The following is a 16,888-nucleotide window of genomic DNA, read 5'->3' as shown; positions in this document are numbered from 1 at the left end:
GAAGCCCGCCGGTTGCCGTCCGGCGGGTGGCTCTCCCCGGTACGGCGGCGGGAGGCGGCAAGAGCGGCGATTGTAGTCAGCGGGGCGGTCCGGCGCGAACGGATTACCGGGGCGGAAGTCCCGTGGGGGCAGGACCTCCGTACGGGTGTCATACGGGGGAGTGTCAGACCTCAGGGGTGCCAGTAGGGGTCGGCATGCGCCGTGAGGAGGACGCCGGGGCCCGTGCGGTTCCCTCCGCAGGGCGATGTGGAGCGGGAGGCGCGGGCGCACCATGGATACATGAGCACCGCAACCTTCACTCCTCTTCAGGGCGGCCGCCCGAGCGGCGCCACCGCCACCTCCGATACCCGGCACCGTCACCTGGTCGGCGACGTGCTGCGCGCCGCGAAGGTCTTCGCCACGGCCGCGGTGAGCGTCGTCGTCCTGGGCGAGTACTCCGAGGACGCCGGCGTCATACGCCGCTGACCGGTCGGCCCGCGATGGCCTGATACCGGTGGCATCCCCGCGCTGATCCACTAGGGTCACGCGCGTGACCCGCAGCTCCGATCCCGCCCGCTCGCCGTCTCCCCTGGCCGGTGTGCTGGTCACGGGCTCACTGCTCGCGCTGGGCGTGCTGTGCGTGGTCCTGCGCATCCCGACCGCCGACGCCCTGCTGTACGGCTTCTCCGGGGCCGAATGGCATCCGCCCGCCGCTTATCCGCCGTTCGCGGCGATCCTGTTCACGCCCGCCGCCTGGCTGCCCGCCGGGGTGCTCAAGGCCGTCCTCGTCCTCGGGAACGGCTGCCTGCTCGCCCTGCTGGTCCTGCTCTCCTGCCGCCTGGGGGGCCTGCGGGCGCGGCCGGGTGCCGTTCTCGCCGCCACCATCGCCGGTCTGTGGCTGGAGCCGCTGTTCCAGAGCCCGCTGCCCGGCCAGATCAACCTGGCGCTCGCCTGCCTCGCCGTCTGGGACCTGGGCCGGCCGCGCGCCGCGCTCGGCAAGGGCTTCGCGCTGGGCACCGCCGCCGGGATCACCCTGACCCCGGCGGTCTTCATCCCGTACCTGCTGCTCACCGGCCGTGTCCGGGCCGGGCTGACGGCGCTGGCCGGCTTCGCCGGGACGGCGCTGCTCGGGCTGCTGGTCCTCCCGCAGGCCTCCGCCGACTTCTGGGCCCGCCACCTGTCGGCCGCCGGGCGGGCCCTGCTGCTGGACGGGCCGCACCTGTGGGTGTGGTGCGTACCGCTGCTCGCCGTCCTGGCCGGGGCGGCCGCCCGCCGGAGGCGGCCGGGGAGCCCGCGCCCGGAGCCGCTCCCGGCGGGTTCGGTTCCCGGGCCCCGCTCACCCCTGGAGGGGGCGGTCAGTCACTCGCCAGCAGCTCGTCGGCGTCCATGATCCGGTAGGCGTAGCCCTGTTCGGCCAGGAACCGCTGGCGGTGCGCGGCGAAGTCCTGGTCGATCGTGTCGCGCGCGACGACCGAGTAGAACCGCGCCTCGTGCCCGTCCGCCTTCGGCCGCAGCACCCGGCCCAGGCGCTGTGCCTCCTCCTGGCGCGAGCCGAAGGTGCCGGACACCTGGATGGCGACGGTGGCCTCGGGCAGGTCGATGGAGAAGTTGGCGACCTTCGAGACGACCAGCACGCTGATCTCGCCCTCGCGGAACGCGTCGAAGAGCTTCTCGCGCTGCGCGTTGGAGGTCTCGCCCTTGATGACGGGCGCGTCCAGGTGCTCGCCCAGCTCGTCGAGCTGGTCGATGTACTGGCCGATGACCAGGGTCTGCTCGCCCTGGTGCTTGCGCACCAGGGCCTCGGTGACCTTGCGCTTCGTCGCGGTCGTCGCGCAGAAGCGGTACTTCTCCTCGGTCTCGGCGGTCGCGTACGCGAGCCGCTCCGACTCGGTGAGGTTGACGCGGACCTCCACGCAGTCGGCGGGCGCGATGTAGCCCTGCGCCTCGATCTCCTTCCAGGGGGCGTCGAACCGCTTGGGCCCGATGAGCGAGAACACGTCCGACTCGCGGCCGTCCTCCCGCACCAGGGTCGCGGTCAGACCGAGCCGGCGGCGGGCCTGGAGGTCGGCGGTGAACTTGAAGACGGGGGCGGGCAGCAGGTGCACCTCGTCGTAGAGGATCAGCCCCCAGTCCCGGGAGTCGAAGAGCTCCAGGTGGGGGTAGACGCCCTTCCGCTTGGTCGTGAGGACCTGGTAGGTGGCGATGGTGACCGGGCGGATCTCCTTGCGGGTGCCGGAGTACTCGCCGATCTCCTCCTCCGTCAGCGAGGTCCGCTTGATCAGCTCGTGCTTCCACTGGCGCGCGGAGACGGTGTTGGTCACCAGGATCAGCGTGGTCGCCTTGGCCTGGGCCATGGCCCCGGCGCCGACCAGGGTCTTTCCGGCGCCGCAGGGCAGGACGACCACGCCGGAGCCGCCGTGCCAGAAGCCCTCGACGGCCTGCTGCTGGTACGGGCGCAGTGCCCAGCCGTCCTCGACGAGGTCGATCGCGTGGGCCTCGCCGTCGACGTACCCGGCGAGGTCCTCGGCGGGCCAGCCCAGCTTCAGCAGGGTCTGCTTGATCTGCCCGCGCTCGGAGGGGTGCACGGCCACCGTGTCGGCGTCGATCCGGGCCCCGACCAGCGGGGTGATCCGCTTGGACCGCAGGATCTCCTCCAGCACGGGCCGGTCGGTGCTGGTCAGCACCAGCCCGTGGACGGGGTGCTTGGAGAGGGTGAGCCGCCCGTAGCGGGCCATGGTCTCGGCGACGTCGACGAGCAGCGCGTGCGGGACGGGGTACCGGGAGAACTCGACGAGCGCGTCGACGACCTGCTCGGCGTCGTGCCCGGCGGCCCGCGCGTTCCACAGTCCGAGCGGGGTGATCCGGTAGGTGTGGATGTGCTCGGGCGCCCGCTCCAGCTCGGCGAAGGGCGCGATGGCCCGGCGCGCGGCCCCGGCGAGTTCGTGGTCGACCTCCAGCAGGAGGGTTTTGTCGCTCTGGACGATGAGAGGCCCGTTCACAAACGCCCCTTTCCGGCGTGGGTGCCCGTCCGGACGAGGACGGGCAAACCTCCAGTCTGCCGTATCGCCGGGCGGGCGGGAGGGTTCTGCGCCGCGCGGACGGCCCGGCGGCCCGGCGGCCCGGCGGGAAATCCGGTGCGCGGCCGTGGAGGCCGTGCGTACCGTCCGGGCATCAAAGATGATCAGCGGGATTTCGTACCGGACGGTGTCCCGCCGGCTCGCCGGGGCGTGGCCCTTCGGCCCGGAGAGGATCGACTACGCGCCCAGGTGGGGCAGCGGTCCCGCCGGGTAGGGGGTCTCGACGGGCAGGAGGGCCCGGGCGGCGCCGGTGTCGCCGCTCCGGAGCAGCCCGTGGATCTCCCGGGCCAGCGGGGTGACGTCGCGGATGGAGACCGTCCACTCGTCGGCGTAGGCCCGCGAGAGGGGGCCCGACAGGCCGAGCTGGAGCGAGCGGTACGGCAGCGGGTTCAGGTGCGGGTCGCGTTCCGGGTCCCACTGGACCCGGGCGTACGTGCTGCGCACCGACTCCTTCCAGGCGTCGCGGTCCGCGTGCACCCGGGGGGCGTAGTGCGACAGGCAGGCGCCGGCGAGGGCCCGGTCGAAGCCCGCGCGGGTGATCTCGACGGCGAGCACGGTCTCCTGGGCGGCCTTCGTGGCCCAGCCGCAGCGGTACATCATCCACAGGAACGACGGTTTGATCCACGTCATTCGCTCGCGCTTCCAGGCGGGCGGGAAGCGGCCGTCGCGGGCCGCCGGGAGGCCCAGGGCGGGGGAGTAGGCCTGGTAGACGGTGACCGTGGTGCCGGTGTGGGCCGCGCGGATCTGGTGCGCGGGTGTGGCGGGCGTGGCGGGTGTGGCAGAGGTGCCGGGGGTGCCGGCCGGCACGGGCGTCGCGCCGGGCGCGCCGGGCGCGGCGTGGGCGGCGGGAAGTGCGGACATGCCGTCAGACTGCCCCGCCCGCGGGCCCGGTGGCCAGCGGATTTCAGACCTGGTCCTCCGCCAGCTCCGCGACCCCCGTGATCCGGTGGAGGGCGTACGTGCGCACCTCGTCCGCCGTGTGGTCGTAACCGGTGACGAAGCCGCCCTCCACGCGCACGGGCGCGATGACCCGCTGGCTCGCCGCCCCCTCCGCGTTCACGTACCCGATCCACACCGCCGAACCGGTCAGCGCCGCCGCCTGCACCGTCGCCAGGGTCTCCGCCGCGCTCGTGCGCGGGAGTTCGCCCGGAGCCGGCACCTCGCCGCCGCCCGAGGAGGCCGGTTCCCTGCGGACCGCCGTCGCCGCGAGGTCGCCCGCGCGGATCGCCCGTACCGCCGCGCCCAGCAGCGTGGCGTCTGGCACCGGCGGCCCGTCCGGGACCGGCACCGGCGCCGACCGCGCCGGGGTGCGGTGCGCGTCGGCCCGCGCCACCAGTACGTCGCCGGTACGGGACTCCGCCGCCGGGGCGTAGCCCATCGCCCGCAACCCCTCCAGCAGCGCGCCCGGTTCGGCCTGGGCCGCCAGCACGGTCGGCGCGAGACGGCGCAGCCCCAGCCCGGCCGACCGCTTGTCGGCCAGGATCTCGCCCAGCACGGCGTCGTCGTCGCAGCGCACGTACGAGGAGGCCGCCCCGACCCGCAGGTGCCCGTGCCGCCGGGCCACGTCGTCGATCAGGTACGCCAGCGGCTGGGGCACCGGGGTCCGGCTGTGCTCGGCGAGGAAGGCGTGCAGGTCGACGGCGGTGTGCCCGGCGTCCAGGGCCCGGCGCACCGACCCGGGCGTGAAGCGGTACACCGTCGCCCCGCCCTTGGACTCCACGTCGGCCAGGACCGCCAGGGTGTCGCCGAGCGGCCGTCGCAGCGGCCCCGGCGCGACCGCCGTCAGGTCGGCCTGGAGCAGGACGTGGTCCACCGGCTCCGGCAGCAGCGGGGCCAGCAGCGGCGCCGGGTCGAGGCGGCGCAGCAGGGCCCGCCCGAAGGCGCTGAGCGCGCCCCGGCCGGTGACGCCCAGGACCTCGGCCTCGGTCAGGGTCCAGTGCGCGAGCCGGGCCCGCAGGTCGCTGGCCCCGCGTACGGGCCGCTCCCACGCGAGCCGGTCCAGGAGCGCGTCCGGGTCGGGGGAGCCGCCCTCGGGCAGGTCGGCCAGCAGGTCCAGGACCCGGTGGCGGACCTCGGGCGCGGCGGAGCGGTCCAGGTCGGGGCCGAGAGCCGACAGGGTGCGGCCCTTGGCGTCCTGCTCGCCGACCAGCCCGGCGGTACGGGTGGCGGGCAGCCAGGCCGAGGCCAGCACCGACCAGCGCTCGGCGGGCGGCAGCTCGCACCAGCCGTCGAAGGCGGGCGTGGGCGCGTACCGCTCGTCGGCCTCGCCGTCGCCGGCCAGCAGCCCGGCCGCGTAGGCCAGTTCCACCCAGAACGCCGCCGAGGCCTCGGTGGTGTCCAGTGTGGAAGCCGCCCGCTTGAGGTCGCGTACGGCCAGCCCGCCCGCCCGCAGCACCAGCGGCCCGGCGTGCTCCCAGGACTTGACCAGCTCCTCCACGGTCCCCAGCGCGGCCAGCGCCTGCCCGGCGGCGTTCGCGTCCACAAGCTGTGGACGGTGTTCCCGGTGCACGCCGACCTCCGGGGCCAGCGGTGCCGTCCGCCGGTGCGCCAGCCCGCCGCGCAGGTGCAGCGCCACCTCGCGGGGCAGCACCACCGTCCGGGCCGTCGCCGGCAGCAGCAGCCCCCGGTCGCGCAGCCAGCGCACCGGCGGCGTCGGATTGGGGGTCACCTCCCCGTACGGCGGCCCCCACACGAGCCGCTCCAGCACCTGGTGGACCTCGGCCGGGGCCTCGTCCAGCAGCGCCGACATCCGCTCGGGGTCGGTGAACAGCCCGGTCAGGGCGCTCACCGCCGACACCGGGTCATGGGTGGCGGGCAGTCCCGCCGCCGCGACGATCTCCTGGATCCGGGTCGGCGACATCCCGGCGGTGGCCTCGGCGACGGTGGGCCCGAGCCCCGTCGGCGAGGGCCGCTGCGCGGACGGGGCCAGCAACTCGCGGGCGGTGCGGACCAGGCGCAGCCGCTCCTCGTCGCCCCACACCAGGGCCTGGTCGCGCAGGGTCCCGAGGGCCCGGGGGAGCGCGGCGCGGGCGGCCTCGTCCTCGCCGCCGGTCAGCAGCGACTCCAGCACCGGGTACGGGCACGGGTCGGGCGCCACCGCGAGGGCCTCGGCCGTCTGGAGGGCGAACCGGTCCAGCCGGTCCAGGGCGCGCACCACCGACGCGCGGGTGCCGGCCCGGGTGGCCAGCTGGGTGACGTCGCCGGGCACCGGGTTCAGCAGGTCGGGGCGGGCGTGCAGCAGGGCGGCGAGCGCCACGTCGTCGCGGGAGCGCAGCGCCTCGGCGAGGGAGCGCGGGGGGTTCGCCGTCGTACTGCCGGTGCTTGCCTCGGGCACGGTGGTCGCCTCCTGGTCACGTCGGCCGGTCGTCGGCCGGTCCCCATCCGGTCAACGGTATCCGCTGTGCCGTCGGCTGCTCCATGGACGCACGCGCTACCTTCCTGTCAGGCGGGACGTGAGGAGCCGGGGCGTGGGGATCGAGAGCGACCATCTGGTCTACGAATATCTGAGCCGGGTCGGGGACTTGGCGCAGCGCAGGCAGCTGTCGTCGGGCGACCGGATGCGGCTGGTGTCGGGGCTGCGGGATGAGATCGACCGTCGGCGCGCCAAGTACGAGCCGGAGACCCCGGCGGCCGTGCGGCGGATCCTGGAGCGGATCGGCACGCCGGAGGAGGTCCTGGACACCCTGGGCGAACTGACCCGTCCCGCCTCCGCCCCCGCGCCCGCCCCCGCGGCGCCGACGGTCCCCGCGGTCCCGGTGCAGCGGGCCGGCGGACTGCGGCGCAGGCCGGCGCCGCCGCCCCCGAGGGAGCCGCAGAACGTCCCGCCGCACCTCGCCGGACTCGACGAACTCGGCCCGGCCGACGGCATCGAGCCCGACTGGTGGAGTTTCGCCCCGGGCGCGTCGGGGGCGGGGCCGCAGGTGGAGGGCTTCGCCGGCGGCATCGAGATCCCGGACCTCTTCCGGAAACCGGAGAAGGCGGAGAAGGAGGAGGAAGAGGAGCCGCCCGCCGCCGGGACGGCCCCCGCGCCGCCGCCTTCCTCGGCCCGTCGGCTCGTACGGTTCCTGCGGGAGCGCCGCGAGCTGCGGAAGGCGGCGGCCGGGCCGGAGGAGGCCCCCGCCGCGGCCGCGGCCCGCCCACGCCCGCACGTCTTCCTGCTGCTGGCGGCCCTGCTGCTGCTCGCCGGGACGATCACCGCGTACTGGCCCCTGCTCGTGGGCGGCGGGCTGCTGGCCTACGCCTCCCGCGTGCTCGGCCCCGTCGAGCGCAAGTGGGTCGTCCTCGGGCTGCCCGCAGCCGTCTTCACGGCCGGGATGCTGTGGGTGTGGGGCCGGGCCGCGGGCAACTGGGGCGCCCAGCTGCCGCGCGAGCAGCTGGGCGCCGCCTTCCGCGACCTGTGGCCCGCCCTGGCCCGTACGGCGGGCGTCACCACGGCCGCCTACCTGGCCTGGCGCTCCCGCCGCCGCTAGGCCCTGTCGTCTAGGCCCTGTCGTCGAAGTGGCGCCTGGCCCGCGGCGCCACTTCGACGACACCCAGGCGGGAAGCCCCTCCGGGCCGTTCGGGCCATCCGGGCTGTCCGGGTGGCCCGTTCCCGACCGTTCGGGCAGCCCCGCCGGGGCCTTCCGGACGGGCCGGGTGGCCACGCCCGGACATGCCGATTTAAGTGTCGTTGGAGACTGCCTGGAGGATTCACCAGGGGGGCGAGCTGACATTTCGCTAAATTTCAGCGCGCGGCAGGAGGCGACTCGGTGTACTTTCCCTCGACTTTGCCGGGCCTCTGCAAAATGGGAACCATGACTTCCACCCCCCCAGAGCCCACGGTCCCCGCGCAGCTGACGGTCGGTTTCGACCTCGACATGACGCTCATCGACTCCCGCCCCGGCATCAGGGCCGCCTACCAGGCCCTTTCGGCCGCCACGGGCAGGTTCATCGACGCCGACCAGGCGATCACCCGTCTCGGCCCCCCGCTGGAGGAGGAACTCGCGTACTGGTTCACGCCCGAGGAGATCCCGGAGATGACGGACCGCTACCGGGAGATGTACCCCGCGCACGCCATCGAGCCGACCCCGGCCATGCCCGGCGCCCGCGAGGCGATCAAGGCCGTCCAGGCCCTCGGCGGCCGCGCGATCGTCGTCACCGCCAAGAACACGCCCAACGCCGTCCACCACCTGGAGCACCTCGGCATCGAACCCGACGCCGTCATCGGCTGGCTGTGGGCCGAGGCCAAGGCGGGCGCCCTGCGCGAGCACGGAGCCCAGATCTACGTGGGCGACCACGTCGGCGACGTCCGCGGCGCCCGCACCGCGGGAGCGCTCTCAGTGGCGGTTCCCACGGGCCCCTGTCCCGAGGACGAACTGCGCGCCGCCGGCGCCGACGTGGTCCTGCCGGACCTCACCGCGCTGCCGCAGTGGCTCGCCGAGTACGTCGCCACCCGCGAGGTCTGAGCACCGTACGCGCGCCGTCAGGCGGCCTGGGACGCCCGGGCCGCCTTGCGCTGCGCGGCGGCGGAACGCAGCACGCCCGCCGCGGAGATGGCGAACCCGACGCCCATGAGCATGCACACCGCCCACGCGTACGACGGGAACGGATCGGTGCCGAGGAACAGCGGGGCCATCGTCACGAGGGTCGCCACGGCGCCGAGGGCGAACACGATGCCGCCGGCCTTGACGAGCCCGTCGCCGGGCCGCGCGTCGTCGGGATGAGGAGTAACAGTCACCCCACCAGGGTAGTTCCCTGGCCGAAGCCGTGAAGCGGGAAGGACCGGGGAACGTCTTGTCACCCGTTTCCGGACCACTAGCCTGGAGGGGGCGGGTCGAAGGACCCGCTGCACTGCTATCCGGAGCCGCTCATCCCGGCCCACCGGACCCGACGAGTACAAGGACAGAGGACGGACGTGCCTACCGGCAAGGTCAAGTGGTTCAACAGCGAGAAGGGCTTCGGCTTTCTCTCCCGCGACGACGGCGGAGATGTCTTCGTCCACTCGTCGGTGCTTCCCGACGGGGTCGACGCCCTCAAGCCCGGGCAGCGCGTCGAGTTCGGCGTCGTCGCAGGACAGCGCGGTGACCAGGCACTTTCGGTGACGGTCCTGGACCCGGCGCCGTCGGTCGCGGCCGCCCAGCGCCGCAAGCCCGACGAGCTCGCCTCGATCGTGCAGGACCTCACGACCCTGCTGGAGAACATCACCCCGATGCTGGAGCGGGGCCGCTACCCCGACAAGGTGCACGGCACGAAGATCGCCGGCCTGCTGCGCGCGGTGGCCGACCAGCTCGACGTCTGATCCGGTCGCGTCCGCACGTGCCCCGCCGCTCCCCGGAGCCGCGGGGCACGCGCGCGTCCGGGGCCGGAGGTGCCGCAGCGCTACGGGAAGCGCAGCGCGTCCGGGCCGATGGCCGGAACCAGCCCCTCGGCGGCGGCCCTGGTGAGCAGCCCGCGGACCGCCGCGTACCCGGCTTCGCCCAGGTCGGCGGTGAACTCGTTGACGTACAGCCCGATGTGCTGGTCGGCGACCGCCGGGTCCAGCTCCTGCGCGTGCGCGCGGACGTACGGCCGCGACGCCTCCGGGTCCTCCCAGGCCATCCGCACCGACGCCCGCGCCGACTCGGCCAGCGCCCGCAGCGTCCCGGCGCCCAGGGAGCGCTTGGCGATGATCGCGCCGAGCGGGATCGGCAGGCCGGTCGTGGACTCCCAGTGCTCGCCCATGTCGGCCAGGCAGTGCAGCCCGTAGTCCTGATAGGTGAACCGGGCCTCGTGGATGACCAGCCCCGCGTCCACCCGCCCGTCGCGCACCGCCGGCATGATCTCGTGGAACGGCAGCACGACCACCTCGCCGACCCCGGCCGGCAGCACGTCCGCCGCCCACAGCCGGAACAGCAGGTACGCCGTCGAGCGCTCGCTCGGTACCGCGACGGTCTTCCCGCCCAGGTCCAGGCCCGGCTCGCGGGTCAGCACCAGCGGACCGCAGCCACGCCCCAGGGCGCCGCCGCAGGGCAGCAGCGCGTACTCCTCCAGCACCCACGGGAGCACCGCGTAGGACACCTTCAGCACGTCCAGCTCGCCGCGCTCGGCCATGCCGTTGGTGACGTCGATGTCGGCGAAGGTCACGTCGAGGGCGGGTGCGCCCGGGACCCGGCCGTGCGTCCACGCGTCGAAGACGAAGGTGTCGTTCGGGCAGGGCGAGTAGGCGATCCCGATCGGCTCAACGGTGCTCATGGCGTTCTCCCCAGGAGACGAGTACGGGGCCCATCGCGCGGAACCCGGCGGCGAGCGCGCCCAGCGCGTCCCCGATCCGCCAGGCGTCCCGGTCGCGCGGCCCGACGGCGTTGGACACGGCACGGACCTCCAGCACGGGCAGCCCGTACGCGGCAGCTGCCTCCGCCACCCCGAACCCCTCCATGGCCTCGGCCCCGGCCAGCGGGTGGCGGGCCGCCAGCTCGGCGGCGCGGGAGGCGCTGCCGGTGACGGTGGACACGGTCAGCACGGGGGCGAGCAGCGCCCCGGTGGCCTCGGCGCACCGGGCGGCGAGCTCCGCGGGCGGCAGGTGCACGCTCCGGCCGAAGCCGAGCGCGTCGACGGGGACGAAACCGTCGGGGGTGCCGGCTCCCAGGTCGGCGGCGACGATCGCGTCGGCGACCACGAGGGAGCCGAGCGGGGCGGCGGGCACGAACCCGCCGCCGATGCCGGCGGAGATCACGAGGGAGTAGTCGGCCAGCGCGAGCGCGGTGGCCGTGGCGGCCGCGGCCGCGGCCGGGCCGACACCGCCGACGAGCACGTCGACGGCGCCGCCGGGCAGGTCACGGCGGGTGACGAGGTACCCGCCGCGCAGCGTGCGCGGCTCGGGCGTGACCGGGTCCGGATGAGGGGTCAGACCGGTGGCCACGGAGTCGGCCTCCGCGGCCACCGCGGTCACGACGAGCGCGCGCACGACGGTGCCCGGCTTACTTCAGCTTGAGCTTGAAGGACCAGACGGCGAGCGGCTTGCCGTCCTCGCCGACCTGGACGAGACCGAGCATCTTCGAAGCCGGGGCCTCGCCCTGGCCGCCGGTCGCGAAGACGTCGGCGCCCTGGAAGCTGCGGTAGGTGTTGCTGGAGGGCTCGGTGATCGGCTGTCCGTCGAGGACCGCCTGCCACTTCTTGCCGTCCTCGACGACGGCGGGCTCGACGCCCAGGCGCAGCGTGTCGCCGCGGCCGTACTCGACGGTCTTCGCGTTCTTGAGGCCGGTGAGGCACTCCTGGACCCTGTCCATGGAGAGCTCCTTGCCGTCGCCGCGGCAGTCGGACTCGGCGGACACCGACGAGCTGCCGACGGTCACCGTCGCGAGCGGCGTCGGCTTGTCGCAGGCGGACAGGAGGAGGAGGCCGGCAGAGACGGCTCCGAGGGCCGCGACGCTGCGGCGGGCCCTACCCGGGAAAAGCGGTGCGGTCATGAGCCGAAGGCTATCGGGCCACCGGCCCGCGCCGCCGCACGGGGGGTCTTCGGCCACGCCACGGCCCTCCCCGGACCCCCCGGGACCACCCACGCGGCGGCGCCCCGCCCGCCGGCCTCGCGCCGGCGGCACCGGTCCGCAGGGGGCCGTCAGGCCACGCGGGGGCGGGGGGAGCCCGGGCGGTGGGGGCGTGGGGTGGCCAGGAGGCCGCGGAAGGCCATGACGGTGCCCGCGGCCACCATCGTCGCGGCGACCGCCATCCCCAGTACCCCGTTCAGCGGCAGCACGATCCCGATCCCGCCCCCCACCACCCACGCCATCTGCAGCGCCGTCTCCGACCGGGCGAACGCCGACGTCCGCACCGCCTCCGGCACGTCCCGCTGGATCATCGCGTCCAGCGACAGTTTCGCCAGCGCCTGGCAGAACCCCGCCGTCCCGGCCAGCACCGCCATCAGCAGCCCGCTGAACAGCACCGCCGCCAGCACCGCCACCGCGAGCGTCACCGCCAGCACCGCCGCGATGATCGCCTCCGGGGCCCGGTCCCGCAGCCACGAGCCCACGGCCGTCCCCGCCGCGTTGCCCACTCCCGCCGACACGCCGACGATCCCGAGCGACACCGCCGCGCTCTGCCCCGCCAGGGGCTGCTCGCGCAGCAGGAACGCCAGGAAGAAGATCAGGAACCCCGACAGGGCGCGCATCGCCGCGTTCGCCAGCAGCCCGCACAGCACCGGCCGGCTGACCGTCCGCAGCCCCGGACGCTTCGAGTGCGGCTCGTGGGTGGACAGCCGCGCCCGCCGCTCCCCCTTCGCATCGTCCACCTTGTGCGGCAGCTGGAACGCCGCGAACGTCCCCCACACGAAGATCGCGCAGGCCCCGTACAGCGGCCACGGCGGCCCGATCGCGTGCAGCCCGGCCGCCACCGGCGCGGCGGCGCCCGTCGCGAGCAGGCCCGCGAGCGTGACCCGGGAGTTCGCCTTGACGAGTGAGAACGCCGGCGGGAGCAGCCGCGGCACCACGGCGCTGCGCACGACCCCGTACGCCTTCGAGGCGACGAGCACCCCCAGCGCCGCCGGGTACAGCTCCAGGCCGCCCGTGGCCACCGCGCCCGACATCGTCACCGCCAGCAGGGCCCGCGCCAGCATCGCGCACGCCATCGCCGCCCGCCGCCCGTGCGGCAGCCGGTCCAGCAGCGGTCCGATCACGGGGGCCAGCAGGGTGAACGGCGCCATGGTGATGGCCAGGTACAGGGCCACCCGGCCGCGCGCCTCGTCCGTGGGAACGGAGAAGAACACCGTTGAGGCCAGCGCGACGGTGATCATCACATCGCCGGCGCTGTTGATGGCGTGCAGTTCGATCAGCCGGCCGAGGCCCGATTCGCCCGCCCCGTGGGCGTGCGTGGCCCGCCGGATCCCGCGCGCCGTACCGGTGATGGGGAGGTGCAGGGCGCGCCCGACGGCCCGGCCGGCCCGTCTGGCCGGTCCCGAGCCGTCGACGGACGACCGTACGGGTGCCACGTGGCCATAGTGCCCCACCGGCCCCTCCCGGACCCGCCCCGGCGCGTCGCGGTCCACCGCGTTGTCCGCGAATCGGACCTCGCATGTGGGCCGAAGGCTTCGGAGGAGGTAGCGTGCGTAGCGCGCCACCGGCGGTTGCTCTTGGCCGCGCGCCTCTTCGCGATCCCGCAGAATGGATCGCAGTGGGGTGCGCCCGAGGCCGATCGGGCGCGGACGTCGACGCGGCCCTCTGGTCCGCTCCGCCCGCGCTACGTACGGACGAGACCGACGGGTCGTTGTGGACGACAGTACGGACGGCGCACTCGTGAGACGGCGTAGGAGAGAACGAGACCTGTGAGTGCTGCGACGACGACGCGAAGCCGTACCCCGCGTACCCCCGACCGCCTGTGCGTCGAGGCGGTGGAACTCGCCCGGGCGGCGGCCGAGGAGGCCGCGTTCCCCGGCGTGGTGGGCGAGCACGTCTCCGCGGTAGCGGAGGGTGACCGGGTCGTCACACACTTCTTCGAGTGCAAGGAACCGGGCTACCGCGGCTGGCGCTGGGCCGTCACCGTGACCCGCGCCTCCCGCGCGAAGAACGTCACCCTCAACGAAACGGTGCTGCTGCCGGGCGAGGACGCCCTTCAGGCACCCGAGTGGGTGCCCTGGAGCGAGCGGCTGCGGCCGGGGGACATGGGCCCCGGCGACCTGCTCCCGACGGACGCGGACGACCTGCGGCTGGAGCCGGGCTACTCCGGCGAGGACGCCCCGCCGCCGAACGCGGTGGTCTCCACCGAGATGGCCGAACTGGTCGAGGCCGAGGACGCCGACGTCACCGACCGGGTGGTCGCCCCCGCACGCGGCTCCATCACGGCCGTCGCCGAGGAACTGGGCATGCGGCGGGCGCGGGTGCTCTCGCGGTACGGGCTGCACAGCGCGGCCGACCGCTGGGACGAGTCCTTCGGCGCGAAGACCCCGATGGCGCAGGCGGCGCCCGCGTCCTGCGTCTCCTGCGGCTTCCTCGTCGCGATCGGCGGCTCGCTGGGCCAGGCCTTCGGCGTCTGCGCGAACGAGTTCGGACCGGCCGACGGCCGGCTGGTCTCCCTCTCCTACGGGTGCGGGGGCCATTCGGAGGCCGCCGTCATGCCGAAGCCGCTGCGGCCCGCGCCGCCGGTGTTCGACTCGACGGCGACGGACGAGTTCCCGCTGCGGCCCGCCGCGGGCACCGGCTCGGTGCCGGAGGCGGACCTCCCGTCCGCCGACCTCGGCCACTCCTGACCCGGTCCCCCGGACACGTTCCCCGCGTACGCTCGGGGAATGGGGGAGACGGACGCGGACATGGTGGGGATGACCGGGCGGGTGACGGGGACCGTCGGGCCGGGCCTGGTCGGGGAGGTCATCGTACGGATCCGGGGCGGGGCCGAGCACTTCCTCGCCCATCCGGCCCCGGGTGAGGGCCTGCTGACGGTCGGAACCCTGGTGACGGTCGTCGAGCACCTGCCGCCGCGCACGGTGTACGTGATGGCCGCCTATCCGGCCGGCTGAGCGAGGTACAGCTCCCGCGCGCGGGCGGTGTCGACGGCGCCGTCCAGCGACAGGAAGTACTCCAGCTGCCAGGCCTGCGTACGCTCCGCCTGCCGGCTGGTGGTGGTCACCCACGGCGGGTAGACCCGGAAGGCCCGCTTGCCCCCGGCGCCGTCCACCGAGACGACGCCCCGGCGGCGGAGCGCGTCGACGGGCAGGACGAACTGGCCGAAGCCGTCGCCGTCGCGGCTGCTGACGACGAAGAGGTCGACCGGGTCCGACACGTCGAAGGGCGCGATGGGCCCGCCCGGGGACCTCTTCCACACGGTGACGAACTGGCCGGCCCTGGTCGGCGTCGTCCTGGCCGACCGGAAGCGGACGGCGAGGCCCTCCAGGGTGAACGCGCAGGCGTCGTAGGCGGCGCTCTCCGCCTCCGGGACCGGCGGCGAGCAGGCGAACCCGCAGGGGCCGTAGACGCGCTCCCGCGCCGCGAGCAGGTCCGCGGGGGGCCAGGAAGGGTGTGCGCTCATCCGTCCACCCTGTCATGCCGCACCGACAGGGCGGGTCCTTGCCGTCCGGGCCGTCCGCGCCCTCCGTGCCCTCCGGGCCGTTCGCGCCGACCGTGCGTATCAAGATGGCGACAAGAATGATCCCGCCACTTCTCCGGCGGCCCGGCCGGGCGCAGACTCGCCCTCGTCGGTGTCGAACGGCACCGCGATAAGGGGGCGTTGCCGATGGCTATCGGCGTCGTGGCGGGAATCGTGCTCGCCGCAATCATTGCCTTGATCGGCCTGTTCAAGCTCATGTGGCGGGTGGCCGAACCGAACGAGGCGCTCGTCATCTCCGGCTCCACGCACAAGACCGAGGGCATCGGCGAGGGCATGGGGTTCCGGATCGTCACCGGGCGCGGAACGCTGGTGCTGCCCGGGGTGCAGGCGGTGCGCAAGCTCTCGCTGGATCTGAACGAGACCCAGCTGAACGTGGACTGCGTCACCCACCAGGGCATCCCGCTGCGGGTGAAGGGCGTCGTGATCTTCAAGATCGGCGACGACATGGTGTCCATCGCCAACGCCGCGCGCCGCTTCCTGGACCAGCAGAAGATGATGCCCGAGCGGGTGCACATCGTCTTCGCGGGCCATCTGCGCTCCATCGTCGGCGGTCTGACGGTCGAGGACATGATCCGTGACCGGGAGAAGCTGACCGGGCAGACGCGGGCGGCCTGCGGCACCGAGATGGAGAAGCTCGGCCTCATCGTCGACTCCCTCCAGATCCACGAGATCGAGGACCCGACCGGCTACATCAAGAACCTGGCGATGCCGCACGCGGCCGCCGTGCAGCGGGACGCGCGCATCGCGCAGGCCGAGGCGAACCGGCTGGCCACCGAGGCGGAGCAGACGGCCTTCGCACGGATGGCGGAGGCCACCCGCGACAGCGAGATCCTCCAGGCCGGCTACCAGGCCGAGCGGGACAAGGCCGCGGCCACCGCCCGCCAGGCGGGCCCGCTGTCGGAGGCGGCGGCCAAGCAGGAGGTCGTCGTCCAGGAGACCCGGGTCGCGGAGCTGGAGGCGCACCGGCGCGAGCAGCAGCTCCAGGCCGACGTGCGCAAGCCCGCGGACGCGGCGGCGTACCAGACGAGGACCCTCGCCGAGGCGGAGCGCGACGCCCGGATCTCGGCGGCGCAGGCCAAGGCGAAGGAGACGGAGCTGGCGGCGGCCGCCGAGGCGACCCGGGTACGGACGGCCGCGGCCGCCGAGGCCCAGGCCACCGAGGCGCGCGGGCTCGCGGCGGCGACGGCGACACGGGCGAGCGGTGAGGCAGAGGCGGCGGCCACCCAGGCCAAGGGCCTCGCGGCGGCCGAGTCGGCGCGGGCGAACGGCCTGGCGGCGGCGGAGGCGGCGAAGGCGAAGGGTCTCGCCGAGGCCGAGGCGATCAAGGCGCGGGCCGCCGCGCTGGCGGAGAACCAGGAGGCGGTGGTCGCGCAGCAGCTGGCCGAGAACTGGCCGGCGATCGTCGAGGCGGGCGCGGGAGCCTTCGGGAACGTCGAGCACATGGTGCTGCTCAACGGCGCCGAGGGGATGTCGGAGATGTTCGCGAAGGCCCTCACGATGGGCGGCGCGGGTCTGGGCATGGCCCGGCAGATGCTGGCCTCGATGGCCCAGCAGTCTCCGGGAGCCCACCAGGCCCCTGCCGTCACCCCCGTGAACGGCAAGGGCCCGCACCAGCAGATCCCGATCGACGACCGCGCCTGAGCGCGGCCCGGCCCACGGGCCCCGGTGCCCGGGGCCCGTGGGGCCCGGCGGGCGGCCCGGCCGGGTCACCCCGGCACTGGCCGGAAATCGAGCTTAGGGCCTGACCGGCCACCCACCCGTACGTTGCGCGCAAGGATCCTTGACCT

17 protein-coding genes are annotated in these 16,888 nt (G+C 74.7%); 8 read left to right on the top strand and 9 right to left on the bottom strand.

All coding sequences use genetic code 11. The features are described from left to right. The first annotated feature begins 279 nt into the window (after nt 1–279). Both SLAV_RS17280 and SLAV_RS17275 read left to right on the top strand, forming a co-directional pair. The gene (locus SLAV_RS17280; protein ID WP_030239208.1) at nt 280–465 is read left to right on the top strand and encodes a hypothetical protein; all 186 of its coding nucleotides are present in this window, start codon (nt 280–282) and stop codon (nt 463–465) included. Nucleotides 466–529: 64 nt separating this feature from the next. Continuing rightward, nucleotides 530–1,369 carry a glycosyltransferase family 87 protein gene (locus SLAV_RS17275; protein WP_051841381.1) on the top strand — a complete coding sequence of 280 codons (840 nt, stop codon included), beginning with the start codon at nt 530–532 and terminating at the stop codon, nt 1,367–1,369. Here SLAV_RS17275 and SLAV_RS17270 read toward each other — a convergent pair. From SLAV_RS17270 to SLAV_RS17260, 3 genes are all read right to left on the bottom strand, one after another. Further along, the gene (locus SLAV_RS17270) at nt 1,335–2,978 is read right to left on the bottom strand and encodes a DNA repair helicase XPB (RefSeq protein WP_030239212.1); all 1,644 of its coding nucleotides are present in this window, start codon (nt 2,976–2,978) and stop codon (nt 1,335–1,337) included. The genes SLAV_RS17275 and SLAV_RS17270 overlap by 35 nt on opposite strands. A gap of 255 nt (nt 2,979–3,233) precedes the next feature. After that, nucleotides 3,234–3,917 (bottom strand): DUF4291 domain-containing protein, encoded by a 684-nt coding sequence (locus SLAV_RS17265; RefSeq protein WP_078950626.1) that lies wholly within the window; start codon nt 3,915–3,917, stop codon nt 3,234–3,236. 43 nt (nt 3,918–3,960) lie between these two features. Further along, nucleotides 3,961–6,390, bottom strand: coding sequence for a helicase C-terminal domain-containing protein (locus SLAV_RS17260; RefSeq protein WP_030239217.1), 2,430 nt, complete (start codon nt 6,388–6,390; stop codon nt 3,961–3,963). Between the two features lie 133 nt (nt 6,391–6,523). Here SLAV_RS17260 and SLAV_RS17255 point away from each other — a divergent pair, with 133 nt between their 5' ends. Next, nucleotides 6,524–7,525, top strand: coding sequence for a hypothetical protein (locus tag SLAV_RS17255; protein ID WP_030239219.1), 1,002 nt, complete (start codon nt 6,524–6,526; stop codon nt 7,523–7,525). Between the two features lie 315 nt (nt 7,526–7,840). Further along, nucleotides 7,841–8,500: an HAD family hydrolase gene (locus tag SLAV_RS17250; RefSeq protein ID WP_167456793.1), complete on the top strand. Its 660-nt coding sequence runs from the start codon at nt 7,841–7,843 to the stop codon at nt 8,498–8,500. Nucleotides 8,501–8,517: 17 nt separating this feature from the next. On the opposite strand, the gene SLAV_RS17245 is transcribed toward SLAV_RS17250, so the two are convergent. Beyond that, nucleotides 8,518–8,772 carry a hypothetical protein gene (locus tag SLAV_RS17245; RefSeq protein WP_030239224.1) on the bottom strand — a complete coding sequence of 85 codons (255 nt, stop codon included), beginning with the start codon at nt 8,770–8,772 and terminating at the stop codon, nt 8,518–8,520. Between the two features lie 177 nt (nt 8,773–8,949). Here SLAV_RS17245 and SLAV_RS43160 point away from each other — a divergent pair, with 177 nt between their 5' ends. Beyond that, nucleotides 8,950–9,333: a cold-shock protein gene (locus SLAV_RS43160; RefSeq protein ID WP_030239227.1), complete on the top strand. Its 384-nt coding sequence runs from the start codon at nt 8,950–8,952 to the stop codon at nt 9,331–9,333. Nucleotides 9,334–9,413: 80 nt separating this feature from the next. On the opposite strand, the gene SLAV_RS17235 is transcribed toward SLAV_RS43160, so the two are convergent. The 4 genes from SLAV_RS17235 to SLAV_RS17220 all read right to left on the bottom strand — a co-directional run bounded on the left by SLAV_RS17235 (nt 9,414) and on the right by SLAV_RS17220 (nt 12,993). Then, nucleotides 9,414–10,265: a 1,4-dihydroxy-6-naphtoate synthase gene (locus SLAV_RS17235; protein WP_030239230.1), complete on the bottom strand. Its 852-nt coding sequence runs from the start codon at nt 10,263–10,265 to the stop codon at nt 9,414–9,416. Continuing rightward, nucleotides 10,252–10,977, bottom strand: a complete 726-nt coding sequence (locus tag SLAV_RS17230) for a futalosine hydrolase (RefSeq protein WP_037688665.1) — start codon at nt 10,975–10,977, stop codon at nt 10,252–10,254. Before SLAV_RS17230 ends, SLAV_RS17235 begins: the two co-directional genes overlap by 14 nt. Nucleotides 10,978–10,990: 13 nt before the next feature. Further along, nucleotides 10,991–11,479, bottom strand: coding sequence for a hypothetical protein (locus SLAV_RS17225; protein WP_030239234.1), 489 nt, complete (start codon nt 11,477–11,479; stop codon nt 10,991–10,993). Nucleotides 11,480–11,628: 149 nt separating this feature from the next. Further along, nucleotides 11,629–12,993, bottom strand: a complete 1,365-nt coding sequence (locus SLAV_RS17220) for an MFS transporter (protein ID WP_030239237.1) — start codon at nt 12,991–12,993, stop codon at nt 11,629–11,631. Nucleotides 12,994–13,326: 333 nt separating this feature from the next. Here SLAV_RS17220 and SLAV_RS17210 point away from each other — a divergent pair, with 333 nt between their 5' ends. Beyond that, complete coding sequence (locus tag SLAV_RS17210; protein WP_030239239.1) at nt 13,327–14,247, top strand: DUF3027 domain-containing protein; 921 nt, start codon at nt 13,327–13,329, stop codon at nt 14,245–14,247. Nucleotides 14,248–14,286: 39 nt separating this feature from the next. Continuing rightward, complete coding sequence (locus SLAV_RS17205; RefSeq protein ID WP_030239242.1) at nt 14,287–14,514, top strand: NfeD C-terminal domain-containing protein; 228 nt, start codon at nt 14,287–14,289, stop codon at nt 14,512–14,514. On the opposite strand, the gene SLAV_RS17200 is transcribed toward SLAV_RS17205, so the two are convergent. Further along, nucleotides 14,499–15,023 (bottom strand): MepB family protein, encoded by a 525-nt coding sequence (locus SLAV_RS17200; protein WP_030239245.1) that lies wholly within the window; start codon nt 15,021–15,023, stop codon nt 14,499–14,501. The genes SLAV_RS17205 and SLAV_RS17200 overlap by 16 nt on opposite strands. 204 nt (nt 15,024–15,227) lie before the next feature. On the opposite strand from SLAV_RS17200, the gene SLAV_RS17195 reads away from it, so the two are divergent. Next, nucleotides 15,228–16,742, top strand: coding sequence for an SPFH domain-containing protein (locus tag SLAV_RS17195; RefSeq protein WP_037688668.1), 1,515 nt, complete (start codon nt 15,228–15,230; stop codon nt 16,740–16,742). Nucleotides 16,743–16,888: the final 146 nt, after the last annotated feature.

It is taken from the genome of Streptomyces lavendulae subsp. lavendulae (assembly GCF_002803845.1).
Classification (GTDB): Bacteria; Actinomycetota; Actinomycetes; order Streptomycetales; family Streptomycetaceae; genus Streptomyces; species Streptomyces lavendulae.
This window is presented reverse-complemented; position numbering and strand designations above follow the sequence as displayed.